The following is a 16,887-nucleotide window of genomic DNA, read 5'->3' on the forward strand; positions in this document are numbered from 1 at the left end:
CGCAGGTGGATGACACGCCCGCCCCCGGTTGTGGCTTTGACTTTGACGCCACCGGATCGCTATTATACAGGGTCTGAGTCGCCCACGCCTGCGGCTTGATTGAGAGCGGCAGAGGTCGCGAGAGAGACTTAAACTCCATGTCCATCATAGACTCTGTCGGTCGCCTCGAAAAAAACGATCCCGCTCCGCTGTATCTGCAACTGCAAAAGGTGCTGCGCGAAGCCATCCGCGCGCGCGTCTTTGTGGCCGATGACGCCATCCCGCCCGAACGCGATCTCGCCGAAGCCTTCGACGTGTCGCGCATCACGGTGCGCAAGGCTATTGACGGGCTGGTCAATGAAGGGCTTCTGACGCGTCGCCGCGGGGCGGGCACCTTTGTCGCCGCCCGTGTCGAAAAGAGCTTTTCCAAACTGTCCTCTTTCTCCGAAGACATGATCTCGCGCGGGCGCAAACCGCACAGCGTCTGGGTCAGCAAGTCTGAAGGCGCGGTCACCCCCGAAGAGGCCCTGTCTCTGGGTCTGTCGCCCGGTTCGCTGGTCTATCGCTTCCACCGCATCCGCTACGCCGACGATTCGACCATGGCGCTCGAATATTCGACCATTCCGGGCTACTGCCTGCCCTCCATCGAAGCCGTAGGCGATTCGCTCTATGCGGCGCTGGAGGCCTCAGGCCATCGCCCGGTGCGCGCGCTTCAGCGGCTGCGCGCCATCTCCTTTTCACGCGATCAGGCCGAACAACTGAGCGTCACAGCAGGAGAGCCCGGCCTGTTTATTGAACGGCGCGGTTTTCTGGCCGACGGCCGGGCCGCAGAGTTCACCCAGAGCTATTACCGGGGCGACGCCTATGATGTGGTCGCCGAACTGAACGATCTCTGAGCGACCCCGCAACGCGGCTTTTGACTTTTGCGTGTAATCGGGCATCGTCCCCTCTTTCGATAATCGGGCGGGGAGATAGTCTATGAGCGATCAGCACACACAGGGGCAACGCCTGCCCTCTCTGGATGTCCTGCGCGGCCTGACCGTGATCGGCATGATCCTCGTCAATGCGACGGCGGGTATGTATTACGGTCTTCAGGCCAAGGTGTTTCCTCTCCTTCTCCACGCGCACTGGGAGGGGCTAAAAATCGCCGATGTGGTCTTTCCGGCCTTCCTGACCATGGTCGGCCTGTCCATCCCCATGGCCCTGCACAAAGCGAAAATCACCACGGGCCTCGATGCCGCTCAGGCCCGCAAGATCGGATGGCGCGTCGTGCGGCTATTCCTCATCGGCTGGCTGTTGTCGAACCTCGGCTGGCTGGCGCATTTCGATGGCGAGCCCTGGCGCTTCTGGGGTGTCCTGCAACGCATCGGCCTCGTTTATGGGGCGGCGGCGGTATTGTTCCTGTGGTGCGGACCGAAGACGCGGCTGGGGATCGCTGCGGCGATTCTCCTGCTCTACTGGCCCCTGAGCCTGCTGCCGGCGCTTGATGGCCTGCCCGGCGATATCTGGGAGCGCGGCCACAATTTCATCGCCTCGGTCGATCGCCTGATGTTCGGCGCGGGCGGCCATAACTACGTCAAAGGCCCGGAGGGCTACGATCCCGAAGGCCTGCTCGGCACCCTGCCCGCCATCGCGCAGGCCTTGCTCGGCATGGCGGCGGGTGAGTTCCTGATGCGAGCGCAAAAGCGCAGCGCCCTGACCCTCGCCGGAGCGGGCGCGGCTCTGCTGATCGTCGGCGCCGGCTGGGGTTTCATCTTCCCGGTAATCAAGGACATCTGGTCCTCGTCCTTTGTGCTGGTGACGACGGGGATCACCTTCCTGGCTCTGGCACCGCTCCATGCGTGTCTTGATAATCGCGACGCCCCATTGCAGGGCCCCTTCAGCCTGCCCGTAACCTTCGCCAGCGCCTTTGGCCTGAACGCCATTGCCGCCTATGTGCTGCATTTTCTGATGAACCCGCTGCTCGGCTGGGATTTGCTGACCCAAATCTATTTTCTGAGCCGCACCACGGTGGGCGAGGCCGTGGCCGCCCTGTTCGCGGTCGGCCTGTTCATCCTCTGCGTCTGGCTGCCGGTCGAATATCTGCGCCGCAAAGGCTGGATCATCAAGGTTTAGTCCGAGCGCATAAGCCCAATTCATATCCAATTTCGAATGATCCCTTGGCGAAAAAATCAAGGGAAATCCGTCTGCAAACAACTGAAACCAAGTTTTCTATAGACAGGATTGCGAATTTAGCCTCCTATCTGGACAATACCAAAAAGCAGAATAGGTCCTATAGATCATGAATGCGACTCTCCCGGAAAAAGCCCCCAGCCCGTTTGTCACCATGGGCCTGATCGGCCTGATGTTCTTCATCTTCGGTTTCGTGACCTGGCTGAACGGCCCGCTGATCACCTTCGTCAAGTTCGCCTTCGACCTCGACAATATCGGCGCCTTTATGGTGCTGATGGTGTTCTATATGTCCTATTTCGTGCTGGCCCTGCCGTCGGCCTTCATCCTGAAGGTGACGGGCATGAAGAAGGGCATGTCGCTGGGGCTTCTGGTCATGGCCGCCGGGGCGATCATGTTCGGGCAATTCGCCACCCATCGCATCTATGTCGGTGCCATGACGGGCCTGTTCACTATCGGCGCGGGGCTGGCCCTGCTGCAAACAGCGGCCAACCCCTATATCTCCATCGTCGGCCCCATCGAGTCCGCCGCCCAGCGCATCGCCGTGATGGGCATTTTCAACAAGCTGGCCGGTATTGCTGCGCCCTTCATCTTCGGGGCTCTGGTCATGAGCGGCATTACGGAGTTCGGTGCGCAGCTTGACGCCGCCGCCAACCCCGCCGCCCGCGAAGCCTTGCTCAACGGCTTCGCTCAGAAGGTATTGTGGCCCTATATGGGCATGGCCGCCCTGCTGGTGGCGCTGGCTGTCTTCGTGCTGAAGTCGCCCCTGCCCGAACTGAAGGGCGAGTCTAAGGCCGAGATTACTTCGCAAAAAGGCGGCAAGGGCCTGTTTGCCCACCCCAACCTGTTCTTCGGCGTCCTGTGTATCTTCCTCTATGTCGGCGTTGAAGTCATGGCCGGTGACGCCATCGGCACCTATGGCGCGGCCTTTGGTCTGCCGCTTGACCGCACGGTCCTGTTCACCTCGCTGACCCTGGCCGGGATGCTGGTCGGCTATATCGTCGGCTGGATCGTCATTCCGCGTTTTGTTTCGCAGGAAAAATACCTCGCCTTTTCGGCCATTCTGGGTGTGCTGTTCACTCTGGGGGCCTTCCTGACCAAGGACTATGTCTCGGTCGGTTTCGTCGCCGCTCTGGGCTTTGCCAATGCCATGATGTGGCCGGCCATCTTCCCGCTGGGCATCCGGGGCCTTGGTCGCCATACCGAGATCGGCTCGGCCCTGATGATCATGGGCATCTGTGGCGGGGCCATCCTGCCGCGCCTCTATGTCGGTCTGGCGGAGGTTATCCCCTTCCAGACGGCCTTTCTGGTCGTCATGAGCCCGGCCTACCTCTACATCCTGTTCTTCGCCCTGTTCGGCAGCCGCGTGGCGGCCAAGGGGTAAGGGACGTGGATATGACGCAGTACTTCCTCGGCATAGATGGCGGCGGCTCCAATTGCCGCGCGCGTCTGCGTGACGCCGAAGGCCGCCTTCTGGGCGAAGGCATGAGCGGGTCGGCCAATATCCGTCTGGGCCTTGACCTCGTCTGGGGCCATATCCTCGAAGCGACGGATCAGGCGCTGGCGCAGGCCGGACTGACGCGCGACGCCTTTGCCCGCACCGCGATCGGTCTGGGTCTGGCGGGCATCACCACCGCCGAAGACGCGGCGCGCACCATTGATGCCGGGCCGCGTTTTGCCGCTGCGTCGGCCGGAACGGACGCCCACGCCGCCGTTCTGGGCGCCTTTTCGGGCCGCGACGGCGCGATTCTGATCACCGGCACCGGCTCCGCCGGCTATGCTTGGGTCAAAGGCAAGGGCCATGCGGTCGGCGGCTGGGGCTTTGAAGTCTCCGATGACGGTTCTGCGGCGGTTCTGGGCCGCGAAGCGACTCGCGTCGCCCTGCACGCCTATGACGGCCTCGCCCCGCGCAGTGCCTTTACCGATGCCGTGATGGCGCGCTTCAACGATCAGCCGTCGCAGGTCGTGGCCTGGGCGACGACGGCGCGCCCGAAGGACTATGGTACGCTGGCCCCGCTGATCCTGTCGCACGCCCAGGACGGCGATGCCGTGGCCGTGGCCCTGATCGAACAGGCGGCGCGCGATCTGGGCCGCTATATCCGCCGGCTGAATGAGTTGGGCGCCGCGCAAATCTGTCTGGTCGGCGGCATGGCGGGAGTCCTGACGCCGTGGCTGGCGCCGTGGACCCGGCCGCTTCTGGCCACGCCGGAGCAGGACGCCATCGAAGGCGCGCTGCTGATGGCCAAGGGCGCAGGCAATGGCCTGAGTTCGGTTACTAGTGAGGTTGTTTCGTGAGTTTGACCCTTTCCAATGCCCGCCTTGTCACGCCGGTCGGCGTCGTCGAAGGCTCCCTGACCATCGACGGCGATCATATCGCCGCCATCGGGGCTGAGACTGGCGGGCTTGATCTCGACGGCGGCTATCTGCTGCCGGGCTTTATCGACACGCAGGTCAATGGCGGTGGCGGGGTGCTGTTCAACGACACCCCGACCGCCGAAGCTGTTGCCGCCATCGGGGCCGCGCATCGCACCTATGGCACGACCGGCTTCTTCACGACCCTGATTTCGGACGATCTGAGCGTGGTGGACAAGGCCCTGCGCGCCACCGAAGCCGCCATCGCTCAAGGCGTACCCGGCGTGCTCGGCATCCATATCGAAGGCCCCTTCCTCAATGTAAAGCGCAAGGGCACCCACGATGAGAGCAAGTTCCGCCGCCTTGATGCCGAGGCCGTGCGGCTGTTGTCCTCGCTCAAATCCGGCAAGGTGCTGCTGACTCTGGCCCCCGAACTGGCTGCCCCGGAGGACATCCGCGCGCTGGCCGAGGCGGGCGTGATCATCGCCGCCGGGCACACGGACGCCACCTATGCCGAAGCCCGTCGCGGCTTTGGGGCGGGTATTACCGGTGTCACCCACCTCTATAACGCCATGTCGCCCCTGTCGCATCGTGCACCGGGCGTCGTCGGAGCCGTGCTCGAAAGCGACGACATCTATGCCGGTATCATCGTCGATGGGGCGCATGTCGATCCGGTGGCCCTAAAGATCGCGCTCAAAAGCCGCCCGCACGACCGCTTTATGCTGGTGACCGACGCCATGCCGACGGTGGGTTCCGCCACCAAGCACTTTAACCTGATGGGTAAGGATATTCGCGTCGAAAACGGCGTCTGCGTCGGGCCGGACGGCACGCTGGCCGGGTCCGATCTCGATATGGCTACCGCGGTGCGCAACAGCGTTCAGATGCTGGACCTGCCGCTGGAAACGGCTTCGATGATGGCCTCCGAAGCCCCCGCGCGCTTCATGAAGCTGCCCAAGACCTACGGCCATCTGGCGGTTGGGGCGCGTGCGGACCTCGTATGGCTCGATGCCGACCTTCAGGTGCGCGGCGTCTGGATCGGCGGTCGGTCGGACGAGGCCCTGCGCAAGGCCGCGTAAACCGGCTTGACGCTAGATCATTATGATTTCTGGTAGAAACATAATGATCTGGATTTTTGGTTAGCCCCTCGCCGGGTGCGGGCTCCGCCACCTTGGCCGCCGCCTCAATGGCGGCTTGAGCGAAATGATTCCACTGGAAATCATTTCGCTCTAACGAAACACGAAGCGCCCGGCTGAGCGATCAGCCGGGCGTTTTTGGGTTAGGACAAGACCACGATCACCACGCGGCGATTGGCGGCGCGGCCTTCGCGCGTCGTGTTCGGCGCGACGGGCTGTTCCGCCCCATAGGAGATGGAGGCCATGCGATTCAGCGCCACGCCCTGACTGTTGAGGAAGCGTTTCACGCTGTCGGCACGGGCATTGCCGAGGCGATAGTTGATGTCGTCCGTACCGGTCGAGTCGGTAAAGCCCTGAATTTCCAGATAGACATTCTTGTTTTCGCGCTTCAGCCGCGCGGCGAGGTCCGCCAGCACCTGCTTGCCCTGCTCAGACAGGACAGCCTTGTCGGTGTCAAACCTGATCGAGTCGTCGCTCAGCACGACGGAGTAGTTGAACTTGCCCTCGGCCAGCTTGCCCGCCGCGGTGGCGCGGCTCAGCGCTTCCTGCGTGGTCTGATCGAGCTGGGTGAGACGGGTCTCCTGCTGGTCGATGCGGCCATTGGTCGCCGTAATCTTCTCATCGACGTACTTGTGGCTGGCACAGGCCGTCATCGAGAGCATAAGGGGGATCGCCACAAGCAGGGCCCCGGATTTTAAACGCGTCATCGAAAACCTTTCTGTTCACGAATCCACCCATTTCCGCCACGCCCGTCAAATAAGACGGCAAAAATAGACCGAAAAAGGGCGCGTTATTTCCGGAAGACGCGAACCACATCGCCTCTTTATATTTCGACCAGCAGCCAACTGGCGTCATCGTGCGGCTTGAAGCGCGGATAGCGCAGCCCCTCCGGATCGGCGCGTTCGATATCGCGCAGACGCCCGATCAGCGCCTCGCCCTGCCCGGCCCGCAGCCCTTCCAACACTTCGGCGAACGGCACGCCATAGGCCCCCCACAGGTCGTAAAATCCATCGGTGGCCATCAGCACGGACCGTACCCCAAGCGCCGGAACGGTCTTCACCTGCATCCCCGCCAGACAGGCCGTATCGAGGCTCAACACCCAGTAGCCGCCCTCTGTATTCATTTTCGAGCGATTATCGCACAACAGGGGATCAAGCTGCGTCCGCGCCGCCTTCAGGCCGATCGGTCCCTGTTCGGCGCGCATGGCGACCAATCGCTCAAGTGCCGCCGCATCGAGCGCCTCCAGAACCTCGCCGCCCGGCAGGGCCGTCACCGCACCGTCCGGGGCGATCAGCCACACCTTTACATCGCCCAGTACGCCGATTTCGAGCATATCGCCGCCGCGCCGCAGCATCGCCGCGCCCGCCGAGGGCATGGCCCACGGGGCCTCCGGCAACGGGCCCAAGGCCTCGTAAACCGCCCGCGCCGCGTCGATGGCCGCGCTCAGGCGCTCATGCACGCTACCGGTCGTGTGGACCAGCCTGTCCGAAACGAAGTGCGCAAACCACGCGGCGTCACTGGTCCCCGCCATGCGCGACGGCCCCAGCGACGTAGCCCCATCCAGAAGCCACACCGCATCGCCCGAAGCGCCCAGTGCATCCTCATTATAGACGCCGCCGCGATCCGACCCCTGAGACACGATACGCATAAGGCGCTCCTTTAAACCGGCATATAGGCGTCAAACCACTCACCGCGCGTCAGGCGACCGTCGATCTTGCAGATCACATCGACGCGCGCGCGGATACACACGGCCTGATCGGCGACGCGCACCACCTGCTGATCGAAGACGATCTTGGCGCGTTCCCGCCGCACCTGTGAGCGCACCTCGAACACCTGGCCGCCGGTGAGCGAGTTCACGAAGTCGATCTCCATGTGCGAGGTCATCAGAAAGATGTTCTGCGGGATCAGGTCTGCGAACTTCACCCCCTGATGCTCAAGGAATTCGTGTCGCGCATATTCCATATAGACCAGATAGTTGGCGTTATTGACGACGCCCTGCGCGTCGCATTCGGAATCGCGCACCTTAAGCGTAGTGATGAAAACGCCGTCTTCGACACGGTTGAGCATGGGCACCTCCGGCATTGCTGGTAGCGGCTCAAACGACGCACGGCAACCCCTTCCCTTTTACGGCGAAATTACAAACGGCTCGCTTTCCGGCACAGCAAACCCACCGCGAAAAGCCCAAGCTGAGGCCACCGATCATCATAGGGAGATACGATTATGGGCCGTGCCGTTCTGCTTTGGCTTCTGGGGGTGCCGATCCCCGTCATCATCCTGCTGGCGCTTTTGTTCCGCTGATCGAGGCCATCATATGAAAACGCTCGATCCGGCGGTTCAATCCGCACAGGCGGACCTTTACGACGACGACTATTACGAGGTGACGCCCGGTTCCGGGGCCTGCTGGCCGTCGATTCTGGCCGGAGCGGCGGCCGCCGCAGCCCTGTCCCTGATGCTGCTGATGCTGGGACAGGGGCTGGGCCTGTCGTCGGTTTCCCCATGGGAGCCTCTGGGTGACACCGCGACCAAACTGACTGTCTGGGCGGCCGTATGGCTGATCGTCATGCAGTGGCTGTCCTCGGCCCTGGGCGGCTATCTGGCCGGACGGCTGCGCAAAACCTATGTCGGCGTCGATAAGGACGAAGCCTTCTTCCGCGATACGGCGCAGGGCTTCCTTGCCTGGGCCGTGGCCACGCTGTTTACCGCCGCCGTACTGGCCAGCGTCGCCGGCGCGGTCGTGGGTTCGGGCGTACAGGCCGGGGCCACGGTCGCCGCCGGGGCCGCTTCAGGTGACAAGGCCGATCCGACAACGGCCTATTATACCGACATGCTGTACAGGGCCTCATCAAACCCGACCGCTCCGGTCGCGGGGGCTCCGGCGGGTCAGACCCTGCCCGATGTCAGCGCCGAAACCGGACGCATCCTCAGATATGGCATCGAACATGGCGACGTGTCGCCGGCGGACAAGGCCTATCTCGCGTCTCTGATTGCCGCACGCACCAATCTCAGCGAAGCCGAAGCCGCCGCCCGCGTCGATACGGTTCTGGCACAGGCCAAGACTGCGCGTAACGCGGCGCTCGAAGCGGCCGATGAAGCCCGCAAAGCGTGGGCCCAGGTGATGTTGTACAGCTTTATTTCGCTGCTGATCGGCGCCTTTATCGGGGCGGTGGCGGGGGCCATCGGCGGCCGCCAGCGCGATCAGGATTAGACGTCTTCTTCCTCCCCGTTGCGCCGCAATGGGGAGGAGACATCAGGCGATGATGTCCGGGCGGATGCGGTCTTCCAGCGTGCTGATCTGATCGCGCACGGCCAGTTTCTTGCGCTTCAGACGGGCGATCAGGATCTGGTCCGGCAAGGGCATGGTTTCCAGTGCCAGAATCGAATCATCGAGATCCTTGTGCTCCTGACGCAGGTGCGCCAGTTGCGTGCGCAGATTGACCGTCTCGGCATCCAGCGGCAAAGCGGCAATGGCCGGATCGGTTTCGCGCAGCACGGGTTCCAGGTCGTCTTTCTGGTATTCCAGCGCCTCTTCGGTCACCAGTTCCAGATTGGTGTGATCGAGGTCTTCACGATGGATCACCCGGCGTTCGAGGTCGCTGCTCGATTCGACCGGCGTGTTTTTCACCAGTTGCAAAGAGTCGGGACGGAAAAGAGCGCGGATATTGCTGTCATCGTGCATGTGGACCAGCTCCGGTTCGTTCTGAAGGGGACGTTCTGAGTGATCAGGCCGTCCCTGTGAAGCGCACCGGGCTGCCTGTGAATATCAGGGATTATACCTCAAAAAACCGCGCTCCGAAAGGGCATCGCAGAAGGCATTGAGCGGATTTCGCGGCACAACCCGCGCCCATAGCCGCGCCACGGCTAGCAGGTTGTCGCGCGCGGTCTTTTCCGGCTCGGCGGAGCCGCCCCCTATCAAGGCCGCCAGAGCCTCCATCTGGGCGCGTTCGGCCTCGATCTCCAGTGCCTTGACGCGGCTGCGCAAGGCTTCGCGGTGGGCGTCGTCCATGTCGCCCACCACAACGCGCATCCGCTGACGGATAGTGCGTAACGGCACGACCACCGTATCGGCGTAGGCGCGCGATATATCGACCGCCGCCTCCGCCGTCTCTTCGTCCAGCGCCACGCCGCGCACCCCGGCCCACACGGCAAACAGCACCAGCGGCACGTTCTGCCCGTGCGTGTCCTGAAGCTCAAGGCACAATGAGGGCACGCCCTCACCGGCGTAGGCTGTCAGCGCCCAGTCCCAGAAGGTCGTGCCTGAGTCACTCACCCTTAAGCCCGTTCCAGCGCGTCATCGGGGCATCGAGCCCGAACAGGTCCAGCGCCCGCGCCACGCTCTGATCCACCATTTCCTGAAGGGACTGCGGGCGGGTGTAGAAGGCCGGCACCGGCGGGGCGACGATGGCCCCCATCTCGGTTACGGCGGTCATAGTGCGTAAGTGCCCCAGATGCAGCGGGCTTTCGCGCACCATCAGCACCAGCCGCCGCCGCTCTTTCAGCACCACATCCGCGGCCCGGCTGATCAGGTTGGAGGTGACGCCCGTGGTGATTTCGCTCATCGTCTTGATCGAGCACGGCGCGACCAGCATCCCCAAGGTGCGAAAGGAGCCCGAAGCAATCGTCGCCCCGATGTCGCCGACCTTATGCACCTGATCAGCCAGAGCGTTGAGATCGCCAATCGTGAGGTCGGTTTCGGCATTCAGGGACAGGGCCGCCGCGCGCGACACGACCAGATGGCTTTCGATCTTAAGCTCACGCAGCCTTCGCAGTGCGGTGATACCATAGACCGCACCGGACGCCCCGGATATGGCCACGATAAGTCTTTGATTAGCTTCCGCCATTGCCGCGCGTCCTTTTTGTCGCCACAATAAGTGGCTCATAAGATTAAGCTTTTACTAAATATGAATCTCGCAAATCCGTGATCGGATGTAATGGATCGTGATTACACAGTAAAGCGCTTTGGGTGTTTCCTATACGTGTTCAGGCCTCGATCCGACCACGGAGGATGTGGGAAAAGGGATGGGGTTTCGGTCGGCAGTATCCTCTTCCGGCCCAGTCTTACGAGCAAAGGAGATAGCTCATGAGCATCGAAGCGAGAGTGCGTGAACTTGATCACCGTCATCAGGTCCTCAAGGACACCATCGCCCGCGAATCGCGTTCGCCTTCGGCGGACTCGCTCTATCTCAAGGAACTTAAGCGTAAGAAGTTGAAACTGAAGGATGAAATCGACACTATCAAAGCCACTCTGCGACAGGAAAGACCGCATGAGACCCTTCAGTGATGGGGGGTGATGGCTTTTTGAAACACGAACGCCGGAGGGGACACCTCCGGCGTTTTTTGTTGCAAACCATCCGGGTGCAGGGGCTGGAGCGGGATTTCGTTCAGATTGAACCGAAATCTTGCTCCAGCCATTTGTTTAGTCGCGCATTTGATTCCAAAAAACCGCTGCACACTTTTCGGAATGCGCTCTGGGCCCCTGCCCGACGGAGGCGCTTTACCTATTTCACCTCAATCTCGAACGGACTGACGGGCAGTGTGGCGTCGGTGAGGTTACACACCGGCGAGTCCCCCCAGCAGTAGCGCACACGGGTGGCCATGGCGGCTGACGGCCCGCTGAGCACCACCGCGTCCCCGGCCAGACGCGCATCGGCGTACTGACAGGTTCCGACGCCCTCACCGCACAGTTCAAAGCGCACAGCCGTGTCACCGCTGCTGGTCTTCAGGGCCCCGTCGAGGCGGGCAAAGCGCACCGTCACCTGCCCGTTGGCGCGGGTGGCTTCGATGGGCACGCCACCGGAGGGCGACAGCGGAGCCTTATAGATCAGGCTTTGCGCGGCGCGCGACAGGCGCTTACCCACGGTCAGCTTGTCGCGCGGGTGGATGTCGAGCGGATTGCCGATGTCGATGGTGACGGCGTAGGCGGCCCGCTTGTCATTGAGCGCGGCGAGACGTTGCGCCTCACGCACACCGGCCCAGCCCGACTCGACGGGCGCGGTGGGAATGGCTCCGAAATTGGCCAGTTGCACCAGAAGGAAGGCCGTATCCGGTCCGAACTGCTGCCGCCAGTCGGCCATCAGCCCGGCCATCAGCGCTTCATACTTCGCCGCTTCACCCGTATTGGACTCGCCCTGATACCACAGCGCCCCGGTCAGGGCATACGGCCCGATGGGCGCGATCATCGCCTGATGCAGGGTGATCATACCGCCGGTCGGGTCCCACGGCGCGGTCGGGGGTTGGCGGACGTTTTGCGGCGGTTGCCAGTAGTGCCAGCCGCTCTGCAAGGGCTTGGCGGTACCATTGGCCAGCCGCAGCTCGCGCACGGCGTCGCCGAACATGCCGCCCTTGGCCCACAGATCAACCGCCTGCACGACGATCACATTGTCCCCGGCCTTCAGCGTGCCCGGTGCCAGCTTATAATGACGCGGCTCCGGTGGGGCGGAGGTATAGCCCACGGCCACGCCATTGACGAAGGTCAGGTCGATATCGTCGATGGCCCCCAGGCTGAGGGTCGCGCCCTGTTTGGCTTCGGCAGCGCTGAGCCTGACCGTAGTGGCGTACCACAGCGGGCCGTTATAGTCGCTTAAGCCCTTGACACCCCAATCCTCGAAATTACGGCTGACGTCCGGGGCTGCGGCCCAGCCGCTCAGCGCCCTGGGCGTCACGGCCCACGGCGTCCCCGGCCCCTTTGAAGCCTGCCACCAGCGCATGAAGGCCTGACCATAGGTCTGAGCCGCCTTGCTCTGATCGGCCGCGTAGGCGTCGAGCATGGCCAGACCGTCCTCATAACCGCCGAGCTTTTGCAGGGCGCCACGGCTCATCCACGGCTGGATCTTCGACCCGCCCCAGGAGGCATTGATCAGGCCGATGGGCACATTGACGTGGGTTTGCAGATCGCGGGCGAAGTTATAGCACACCGCCGACCAGTTGGGCGTGGTGGCGGGCGAAGCGATCTGCCATTCGGTCGGGATGGCAAAATGCGATTGCCGGGTAAAGGCCTGCGTCTTCTGCACCGTCATCATGCGCAGCGTATTGTTCTGCGAGGTGGCGATCTGATCCGCCGCGCCGATTGTGTCCTTCAGGTTCCATTCCATGTTCGACTGACCGGAACAGAGGAAGACATCCCCGACCAGCACATCGGACACGGTCTGTTTCGCCGTGCCGGTCGCCGCCGTCAGCACATAGGGGCCCCCCGCCGGCAGCGGCGGCAGGTCAGCGCGCCAGTGGCCGGTCGCGTCAGTCAGCGCTGTCACACGGGCGGAGCCGAAGCTCAGCGTCACCGTTTCGCCCGGCTTCGCCTCGCCCCAGACGGGGACAGCCCGGTCGCGCTGAAGCACCGCGTGGTCGCGGAACATATCGGCCAGAAGGGCCTTTTGAATGGGTTTGTCCTGTGCCTGTGCCTGTGGCTGGGCCGTCAGCGGCAGGCCCAGCGCGATTAATCCCGCAAGCCAGAGTCGCATCGTCCTCACTCCCTGTATGTGTGTTTTTGTTAGCGCTAACGCTAACCCCGCCTACCCCTGCCGGTCAAACGCAAAAAGGCCGGACACCCACAGGCATCCGGCCGACTTTAGTCGTATAATAGTATTTTAAAGCGCGATCACGCCGCCGTCCGTCTTGGTGATGACGATGGTGGCCGAACGCGGACGGCCTGCCGTCGTGCCCGACTGGCTATAGGGCCAGTTAGACGTGATATTGCTGGCCGTACCGTTTTCGCCCGGATGCTGGATATTGACGAACAGGGTGCGGCCATCCGGCGTCGTGTCGATGCCGGTGATTTCGCACTCCTTCGGCCCGACGAGGAAGCGGCGCAGTTGCATCCCCGGGGCCTTACCCACAAATGTGCTCTGCGTGGCCGTCGCGCCACCCGTGCCCGTATTGGTGATGGTGCGCGCGCCGCCGTCGCCGACACGGCCCGGCATGGCCGCCAGCATCATGCAGTTGGTAACGTCGGTATAGGCCCCGTCATCGGTCTGAATCCACAACAGTGGATTGACCAGACCGCCGGCGTTGCTGCTGCGCGAGAACCACAGACCATCCGGGCTGGAGAAGTCGTTGGTGGCGTCAAGGCCGGAGATATTGATATTGGTCGCATCGAGGTCGGCCCCGGCCCCGAAGGCGTAGATGTCCCACTGGAAGCTGGTGGCTTCCGGCGTATCCCCGGTTTCGCGCAGACGGATGATGTGGCCGTTGGGGTTGCCGTAGTTGTTGGTCGTGCCCACCGGATCGTTATAGTGACGCGGGTTGGCGGCATTGGTGCCCGTCAGCGGGCGGTTCGAGGCATTGTTGTTGGTCAGGGTCAGATAGACCTCGCCATTGGCCGGGTTGACCGCCGCCCATTCCGGACGGTCCATCTTGGTGGCGCCGAGAACATCAGCGGCCAGACGGGTATTGATCAGCACATCGGCTTGATTGGCGAAGGCATAGGTGGCATTGGCCGCCGTCAGCACGCCGGTGCCGAAGACGAGCGGCAGCCACACGCCCTGACCCGTCGCGTCAAAGCGCGCCACATAAAGCGTGCCGTTATCGAGATACTTGTCGCCGATGGCCAGACGGTCGGTGGCATTGGCGTCCGCCGCCGACCACGGCGTGGCCGACACGAACTTGTAGAAATATTCGCCACGCGAGTCGTCGCCCATGTAGAAGACCGGCTTACGGCCCGCCACAAACGGGGCCGGCCACGCGCCTTCGTGACCCATGCGGCCCAGCGCCGTGCGCTTGCGCGGCACCGAATTGGCGTCATAGGGGTCGATTTCGACCACCCAGCCGTACTGGTTGGCTTCGTTGCGATAGTCGCCCGTGCCATCAGCGGCCTTGGTCGTATCGACCGTGGTGTTCCACTTGGAGAACTTCCACTGATCGGCCGTGTTGGCGGCGGTGACCGTGGCCCAGTTATTGGCCCCGGCGGCCCCTTGCGACAGGCCATAGCGGTTCAGCGCCACCACAGATTTGGCGCTGCGGTTGGCGTTGTCGCCCGATGCGCGGCGGAAATAGCCGGCCCAGTTTTCTTCGCAGGTCAGATAGCTGCCCCAGGCGGTGATGCCGTTGGCGCAGTTATTGATGGTGCCGCGGGCCCCGGTGCCATCGGTCGAATAGACGGTCTTCAGTTGCGCATCGCCGCGCGCCGGACCGCTGAGCGCCATCGGCGTATTCGGAGTGATGCGGCGGTTGAGCGCCCCACCCTGCACATAGGTCCAGGCCCCACCCGACTGCGTCACTTCGACGACGCTGACGCCGTGGGCTTCGATTTCCTTGATCGCTTCGGCTTCCAGACGCGCCGCCCCGGCGGTCGGGCCATTGGCGTGCAGGTAAGAGGCCGTGATGTTTTCGTGGTTCATAACCAGGAGGCCGCGCGTCGAGCTGTTGGCATCGCGCGTATTGCCCGTGGCGGCCAGACCGAAGAAGGCCATACCGTCGTGGTGATCGCCGGCGCGACCGGCAAAGTTGGTGTCGGTGCCGTTATTGGCAAAGGCGGCCACACCCGACAGGATCGGGTCGCCCATGCGGTACAGCACGCTGACTGAATAGCCGTCGGGCACGGTGACGATGTCGTTCTTGTTCTTGGCCACCGCATTGAAGCCCAGTTGCGCCGGGCTAATGGTGACCAGCGTGTCCTGAGACACGCTGCGGCCCTGACCATCGACGGCGGTCAGGCGAAATTCCAGATTGGTGGTCGCGGCGACCGACGGCGCGATAAAGGTCGGGCTGACCGAGGTGGCGTCACTGAGCGTGACCGACGGCCCGGCGACCTGCGTCCAGGTCAGGCTCTTTGCCTGAGTGGCGCTGCCGTTCAGCGTCACGACGCGGCCCGAGGTCGAGGCGCCGGTCTGACCGGCATTGATTACCGCCGCCGACGGCTTGTCGTCATCGCTGCCGCCACAGGCGCTCAGACCGAACAGACCGGCCACAGCGACCATGCCCCCCAGCAGTTGACGACGCGACTGACGCTCACGGATAACCTCGCCCAGCGACGGATTGTTCGAGGTATTGAACTCAAGATCACCGTCGCTGTGACGGCCGGTCAGTCGGGAATCGGACATGCGGGGAGCCCTCCATTATGTATTACGGGAGCTCTTTCTTCCGACGGTTGTGTGACGACCGTTTAACGACTTGGTAGTGTTTTGATGACGGTTGCGAACGGTAAGCACAAGCCGCGCACGGCTTTGGCCACAAAGCTCCGGGCTGCGGTGAAGATTTAAGGTCTAACGCGGCTGTTTTCTCCTCCCCGCGATAGGGGGAGGAGGATCGCAAACGTTACATCATCACCACAATCTAACGCTTCACCGCCCTCATCGCTTCGGTGATAGCCACGGTTTTCACGCTGACCGTGGTGACGCGCTGCAACAGGTCGATCACCGTCTCCTTATAGTCGGCAAAGCGGTAGGTGTTGAACTTTTCGCGGATGGTTTTGTCCTTCGGCGTCTTTTTCTTGTACTGATCCAGCACCCAGTCGATGGCCGAACGGTTGCCGAGGCGATAGTCAAAGGCCTCAGGCGGCACGCCGGTCAGCACGGTTTCGGAATCGAGCGTGATCATGCCGTTTTGCGCGTCGGATTTCAGCTTTGGGGTGGGATTCAGCCCCGCCGCACGGGCGCGCGTATCCGGCGTATCCACCCGCGTCAGAGCGAACGGCTCAACGCCTTCATAGCCGATATGCAGGTCGAGCAGGGTCTGCCCCCAGTCGCGCCAGCGGGCAAAATCCTCATACAACGGCACGCGCGGGAAGTCGCGTTTGAGGTTCTGCGCCCGCATCACCTCATTGCCGTTCTGGATCAGGACGGCGGTGTGCGAGTTTTCGAAGATGATGTTGTCGGTGGGGTAGCCTTTCAGGCGCTTCTTGCGGATTTCCTCGTCAAGGTCGTCCTGGGTGTCCTTCGACTCCCAATAGCCCAGAGGCACGCGCAGATCGTGCAGAATGGTGCCGTCGGGGATGACCGCCGTCTTTTGCGCGCTTTCCATGCGCAGTTCGGGGGCGAAGACCAGACCCGACTGCTTGGCCCAGCCTTTGAGCAGGTCCTTGAAGGCTTCGCGGATTACCGATTCCGACAGGGAACCGGACACCTTTTCAGGGTGGTCAGTTCGTTGAGAAACTGCTGGATCAGTATCTGACTCAAAGGTGGCGCTCCCCGCGTCGATTCCCGCCGCCACAGTGGCGCAGGTGCATTGCCGGATGCAACCCTGAATAAGATTTACGTGACCCGCGCGCACAAAAAAAAGCCAGCGTTTCCGCTGGCTTTTTCCGTTTTGATGGCCGCGTGGCCGA

The 16,887-nt window shown here is 62.8% G+C and carries 16 protein-coding genes; 7 read left to right on the forward strand and 9 right to left on the reverse strand.

The genetic code is table 11. The features are described 5' to 3' along the window. Positions 1–137 precede the first annotated feature (137 nt). The 5 genes from AACH73_RS07815 (at position 138) to nagA (ending at position 5,576) form a co-directional block, all read left to right on the forward strand. Positions 138–875, forward strand: coding sequence for a GntR family transcriptional regulator (locus AACH73_RS07815; protein ID WP_338734502.1), 738 nt, complete (start codon positions 138–140; stop codon positions 873–875). An 82-nt stretch (positions 876–957) separates the two neighbouring features. Further along, positions 958–2,094: a heparan-alpha-glucosaminide N-acetyltransferase domain-containing protein gene (locus tag AACH73_RS07820; RefSeq protein WP_338734504.1), complete on the forward strand. Its 1,137-nt coding sequence runs from the start codon at positions 958–960 to the stop codon at positions 2,092–2,094. 166 nt (positions 2,095–2,260) lie between these two features. After that, positions 2,261–3,532 (forward strand): sugar MFS transporter, encoded by a 1,272-nt coding sequence (locus tag AACH73_RS07825; RefSeq protein WP_338734505.1) that lies wholly within the window; start codon positions 2,261–2,263, stop codon positions 3,530–3,532. A gap of 11 nt (positions 3,533–3,543) precedes the next feature. Continuing rightward, entirely contained in the window at positions 3,544–4,443 is a 900-nt protein-coding gene (locus tag AACH73_RS07830; RefSeq protein WP_338734506.1) for a BadF/BadG/BcrA/BcrD ATPase family protein, read from the forward strand. After that, positions 4,440–5,576, forward strand: a complete 1,137-nt coding sequence (gene nagA, locus AACH73_RS07835; protein WP_272741331.1) for an N-acetylglucosamine-6-phosphate deacetylase — start codon at positions 4,440–4,442, stop codon at positions 5,574–5,576. Before AACH73_RS07830 ends, nagA begins: the two co-directional genes overlap by 4 nt. Before the next feature lie 200 nt (positions 5,577–5,776). On the opposite strand, the gene AACH73_RS07840 is transcribed toward nagA, so the two are convergent. The 3 genes from AACH73_RS07840 to AACH73_RS07850 form a co-directional block, all read right to left on the reverse strand. Beyond that, positions 5,777–6,340, reverse strand: coding sequence for an OmpA family protein (locus AACH73_RS07840; RefSeq protein ID WP_272741332.1), 564 nt, complete (start codon positions 6,338–6,340; stop codon positions 5,777–5,779). 116 nt (positions 6,341–6,456) lie between these two features. Further along, on the reverse strand, positions 6,457–7,281 hold the full coding sequence (locus tag AACH73_RS07845) for a protein phosphatase 2C domain-containing protein (RefSeq protein WP_272741333.1): 825 nt from the start codon (positions 7,279–7,281) through the stop codon (positions 6,457–6,459). 11 nt (positions 7,282–7,292) lie between these two features. Next, positions 7,293–7,700, reverse strand: a complete 408-nt coding sequence (locus tag AACH73_RS07850) for a thioesterase family protein (protein WP_272741334.1) — start codon at positions 7,698–7,700, stop codon at positions 7,293–7,295. 244 nt (positions 7,701–7,944) lie between these two features. On the opposite strand from AACH73_RS07850, the gene AACH73_RS07855 reads away from it, so the two are divergent. After that, positions 7,945–8,838, forward strand: coding sequence for a hypothetical protein (locus AACH73_RS07855; protein WP_338734507.1), 894 nt, complete (start codon positions 7,945–7,947; stop codon positions 8,836–8,838). A 42-nt stretch (positions 8,839–8,880) separates the two neighbouring features. On the opposite strand, the gene AACH73_RS07860 is transcribed toward AACH73_RS07855, so the two are convergent. From AACH73_RS07860 to AACH73_RS07870, 3 genes are all read right to left on the reverse strand, one after another. After that, positions 8,881–9,309: a DUF465 domain-containing protein gene (locus AACH73_RS07860; RefSeq protein WP_272741336.1), complete on the reverse strand. Its 429-nt coding sequence runs from the start codon at positions 9,307–9,309 to the stop codon at positions 8,881–8,883. An 84-nt stretch (positions 9,310–9,393) separates the two neighbouring features. Then, positions 9,394–9,900: a TIGR02444 family protein gene (locus AACH73_RS07865; protein WP_338734508.1), complete on the reverse strand. Its 507-nt coding sequence runs from the start codon at positions 9,898–9,900 to the stop codon at positions 9,394–9,396. Next, on the reverse strand, positions 9,893–10,471 hold the full coding sequence (locus AACH73_RS07870; RefSeq protein ID WP_272741338.1) for a UbiX family flavin prenyltransferase: 579 nt from the start codon (positions 10,469–10,471) through the stop codon (positions 9,893–9,895). Before AACH73_RS07870 ends, AACH73_RS07865 begins: the two co-directional genes overlap by 8 nt. 239 nt (positions 10,472–10,710) lie before the next feature. On the opposite strand from AACH73_RS07870, the gene AACH73_RS07875 reads away from it, so the two are divergent. Further along, positions 10,711–10,911, forward strand: coding sequence for a DUF465 domain-containing protein (locus AACH73_RS07875; RefSeq protein ID WP_272741339.1), 201 nt, complete (start codon positions 10,711–10,713; stop codon positions 10,909–10,911). A 217-nt stretch (positions 10,912–11,128) separates the two neighbouring features. On the opposite strand, the gene AACH73_RS07880 is transcribed toward AACH73_RS07875, so the two are convergent. The 3 genes from AACH73_RS07880 to AACH73_RS07890 all read right to left on the reverse strand — a co-directional run bounded on the left by AACH73_RS07880 (position 11,129) and on the right by AACH73_RS07890 (position 16,685). After that, entirely contained in the window at positions 11,129–13,087 is a 1,959-nt protein-coding gene (locus AACH73_RS07880; protein WP_338734509.1) for a sialate O-acetylesterase, read from the reverse strand. Between the two features lie 126 nt (positions 13,088–13,213). Continuing rightward, positions 13,214–15,664: an alkaline phosphatase PhoX gene (locus tag AACH73_RS07885; RefSeq protein ID WP_338734510.1), complete on the reverse strand. Its 2,451-nt coding sequence runs from the start codon at positions 15,662–15,664 to the stop codon at positions 13,214–13,216. 232 nt (positions 15,665–15,896) lie between these two features. Beyond that, positions 15,897–16,685, reverse strand: coding sequence for a type ISP restriction/modification enzyme (locus AACH73_RS07890; protein ID WP_272741342.1), 789 nt, complete (start codon positions 16,683–16,685; stop codon positions 15,897–15,899). Positions 16,686–16,887: the final 202 nt, after the last annotated feature.

This window comes from Asticcacaulis sp. DW145 (assembly GCF_037101385.1).
Taxonomy (GTDB): Bacteria; Pseudomonadota; Alphaproteobacteria; order Caulobacterales; family Caulobacteraceae; genus Asticcacaulis; species Asticcacaulis currens.

Coding starts and splice junctions, on each gene's coding strand:
- AACH73_RS07815 (WP_338734502.1), top strand. CDS start 138: ATGTCCATCATAGACTCTGTCGGTCGCCTCGAAAAAAACGATCCCGCT.
- AACH73_RS07820 (WP_338734504.1), top strand. CDS start 958: ATGAGCGATCAGCACACACAGGGGCAACGCCTGCCCTCTCTGGATGTC.
- AACH73_RS07825 (WP_338734505.1), top strand. CDS start 2,261: ATGAATGCGACTCTCCCGGAAAAAGCCCCCAGCCCGTTTGTCACCATG.
- AACH73_RS07830 (WP_338734506.1), top strand. CDS start 3,544: ATGACGCAGTACTTCCTCGGCATAGATGGCGGCGGCTCCAATTGCCGC.
- AACH73_RS07840 (WP_272741332.1), bottom strand. CDS start 6,340: ATGACGCGTTTAAAATCCGGGGCCCTGCTTGTGGCGATCCCCCTTATG.
- AACH73_RS07845 (WP_272741333.1), bottom strand. CDS start 7,281: ATGCGTATCGTGTCTCAGGGGTCGGATCGCGGCGGCGTCTATAATGAG.
- AACH73_RS07850 (WP_272741334.1), bottom strand. CDS start 7,700: ATGCTCAACCGTGTCGAAGACGGCGTTTTCATCACTACGCTTAAGGTG.
- AACH73_RS07855 (WP_338734507.1), top strand. CDS start 7,945: ATGAAAACGCTCGATCCGGCGGTTCAATCCGCACAGGCGGACCTTTAC.
- AACH73_RS07860 (WP_272741336.1), bottom strand. CDS start 9,309: ATGCACGATGACAGCAATATCCGCGCTCTTTTCCGTCCCGACTCTTTG.
- AACH73_RS07870 (WP_272741338.1), bottom strand. CDS start 10,471: ATGGCGGAAGCTAATCAAAGACTTATCGTGGCCATATCCGGGGCGTCC.
- AACH73_RS07875 (WP_272741339.1), top strand. CDS start 10,711: ATGAGCATCGAAGCGAGAGTGCGTGAACTTGATCACCGTCATCAGGTC.
- AACH73_RS07880 (WP_338734509.1), bottom strand. CDS start 13,087: ATGCGACTCTGGCTTGCGGGATTAATCGCGCTGGGCCTGCCGCTGACG.
- AACH73_RS07885 (WP_338734510.1), bottom strand. CDS start 15,664: ATGTCCGATTCCCGACTGACCGGCCGTCACAGCGACGGTGATCTTGAG.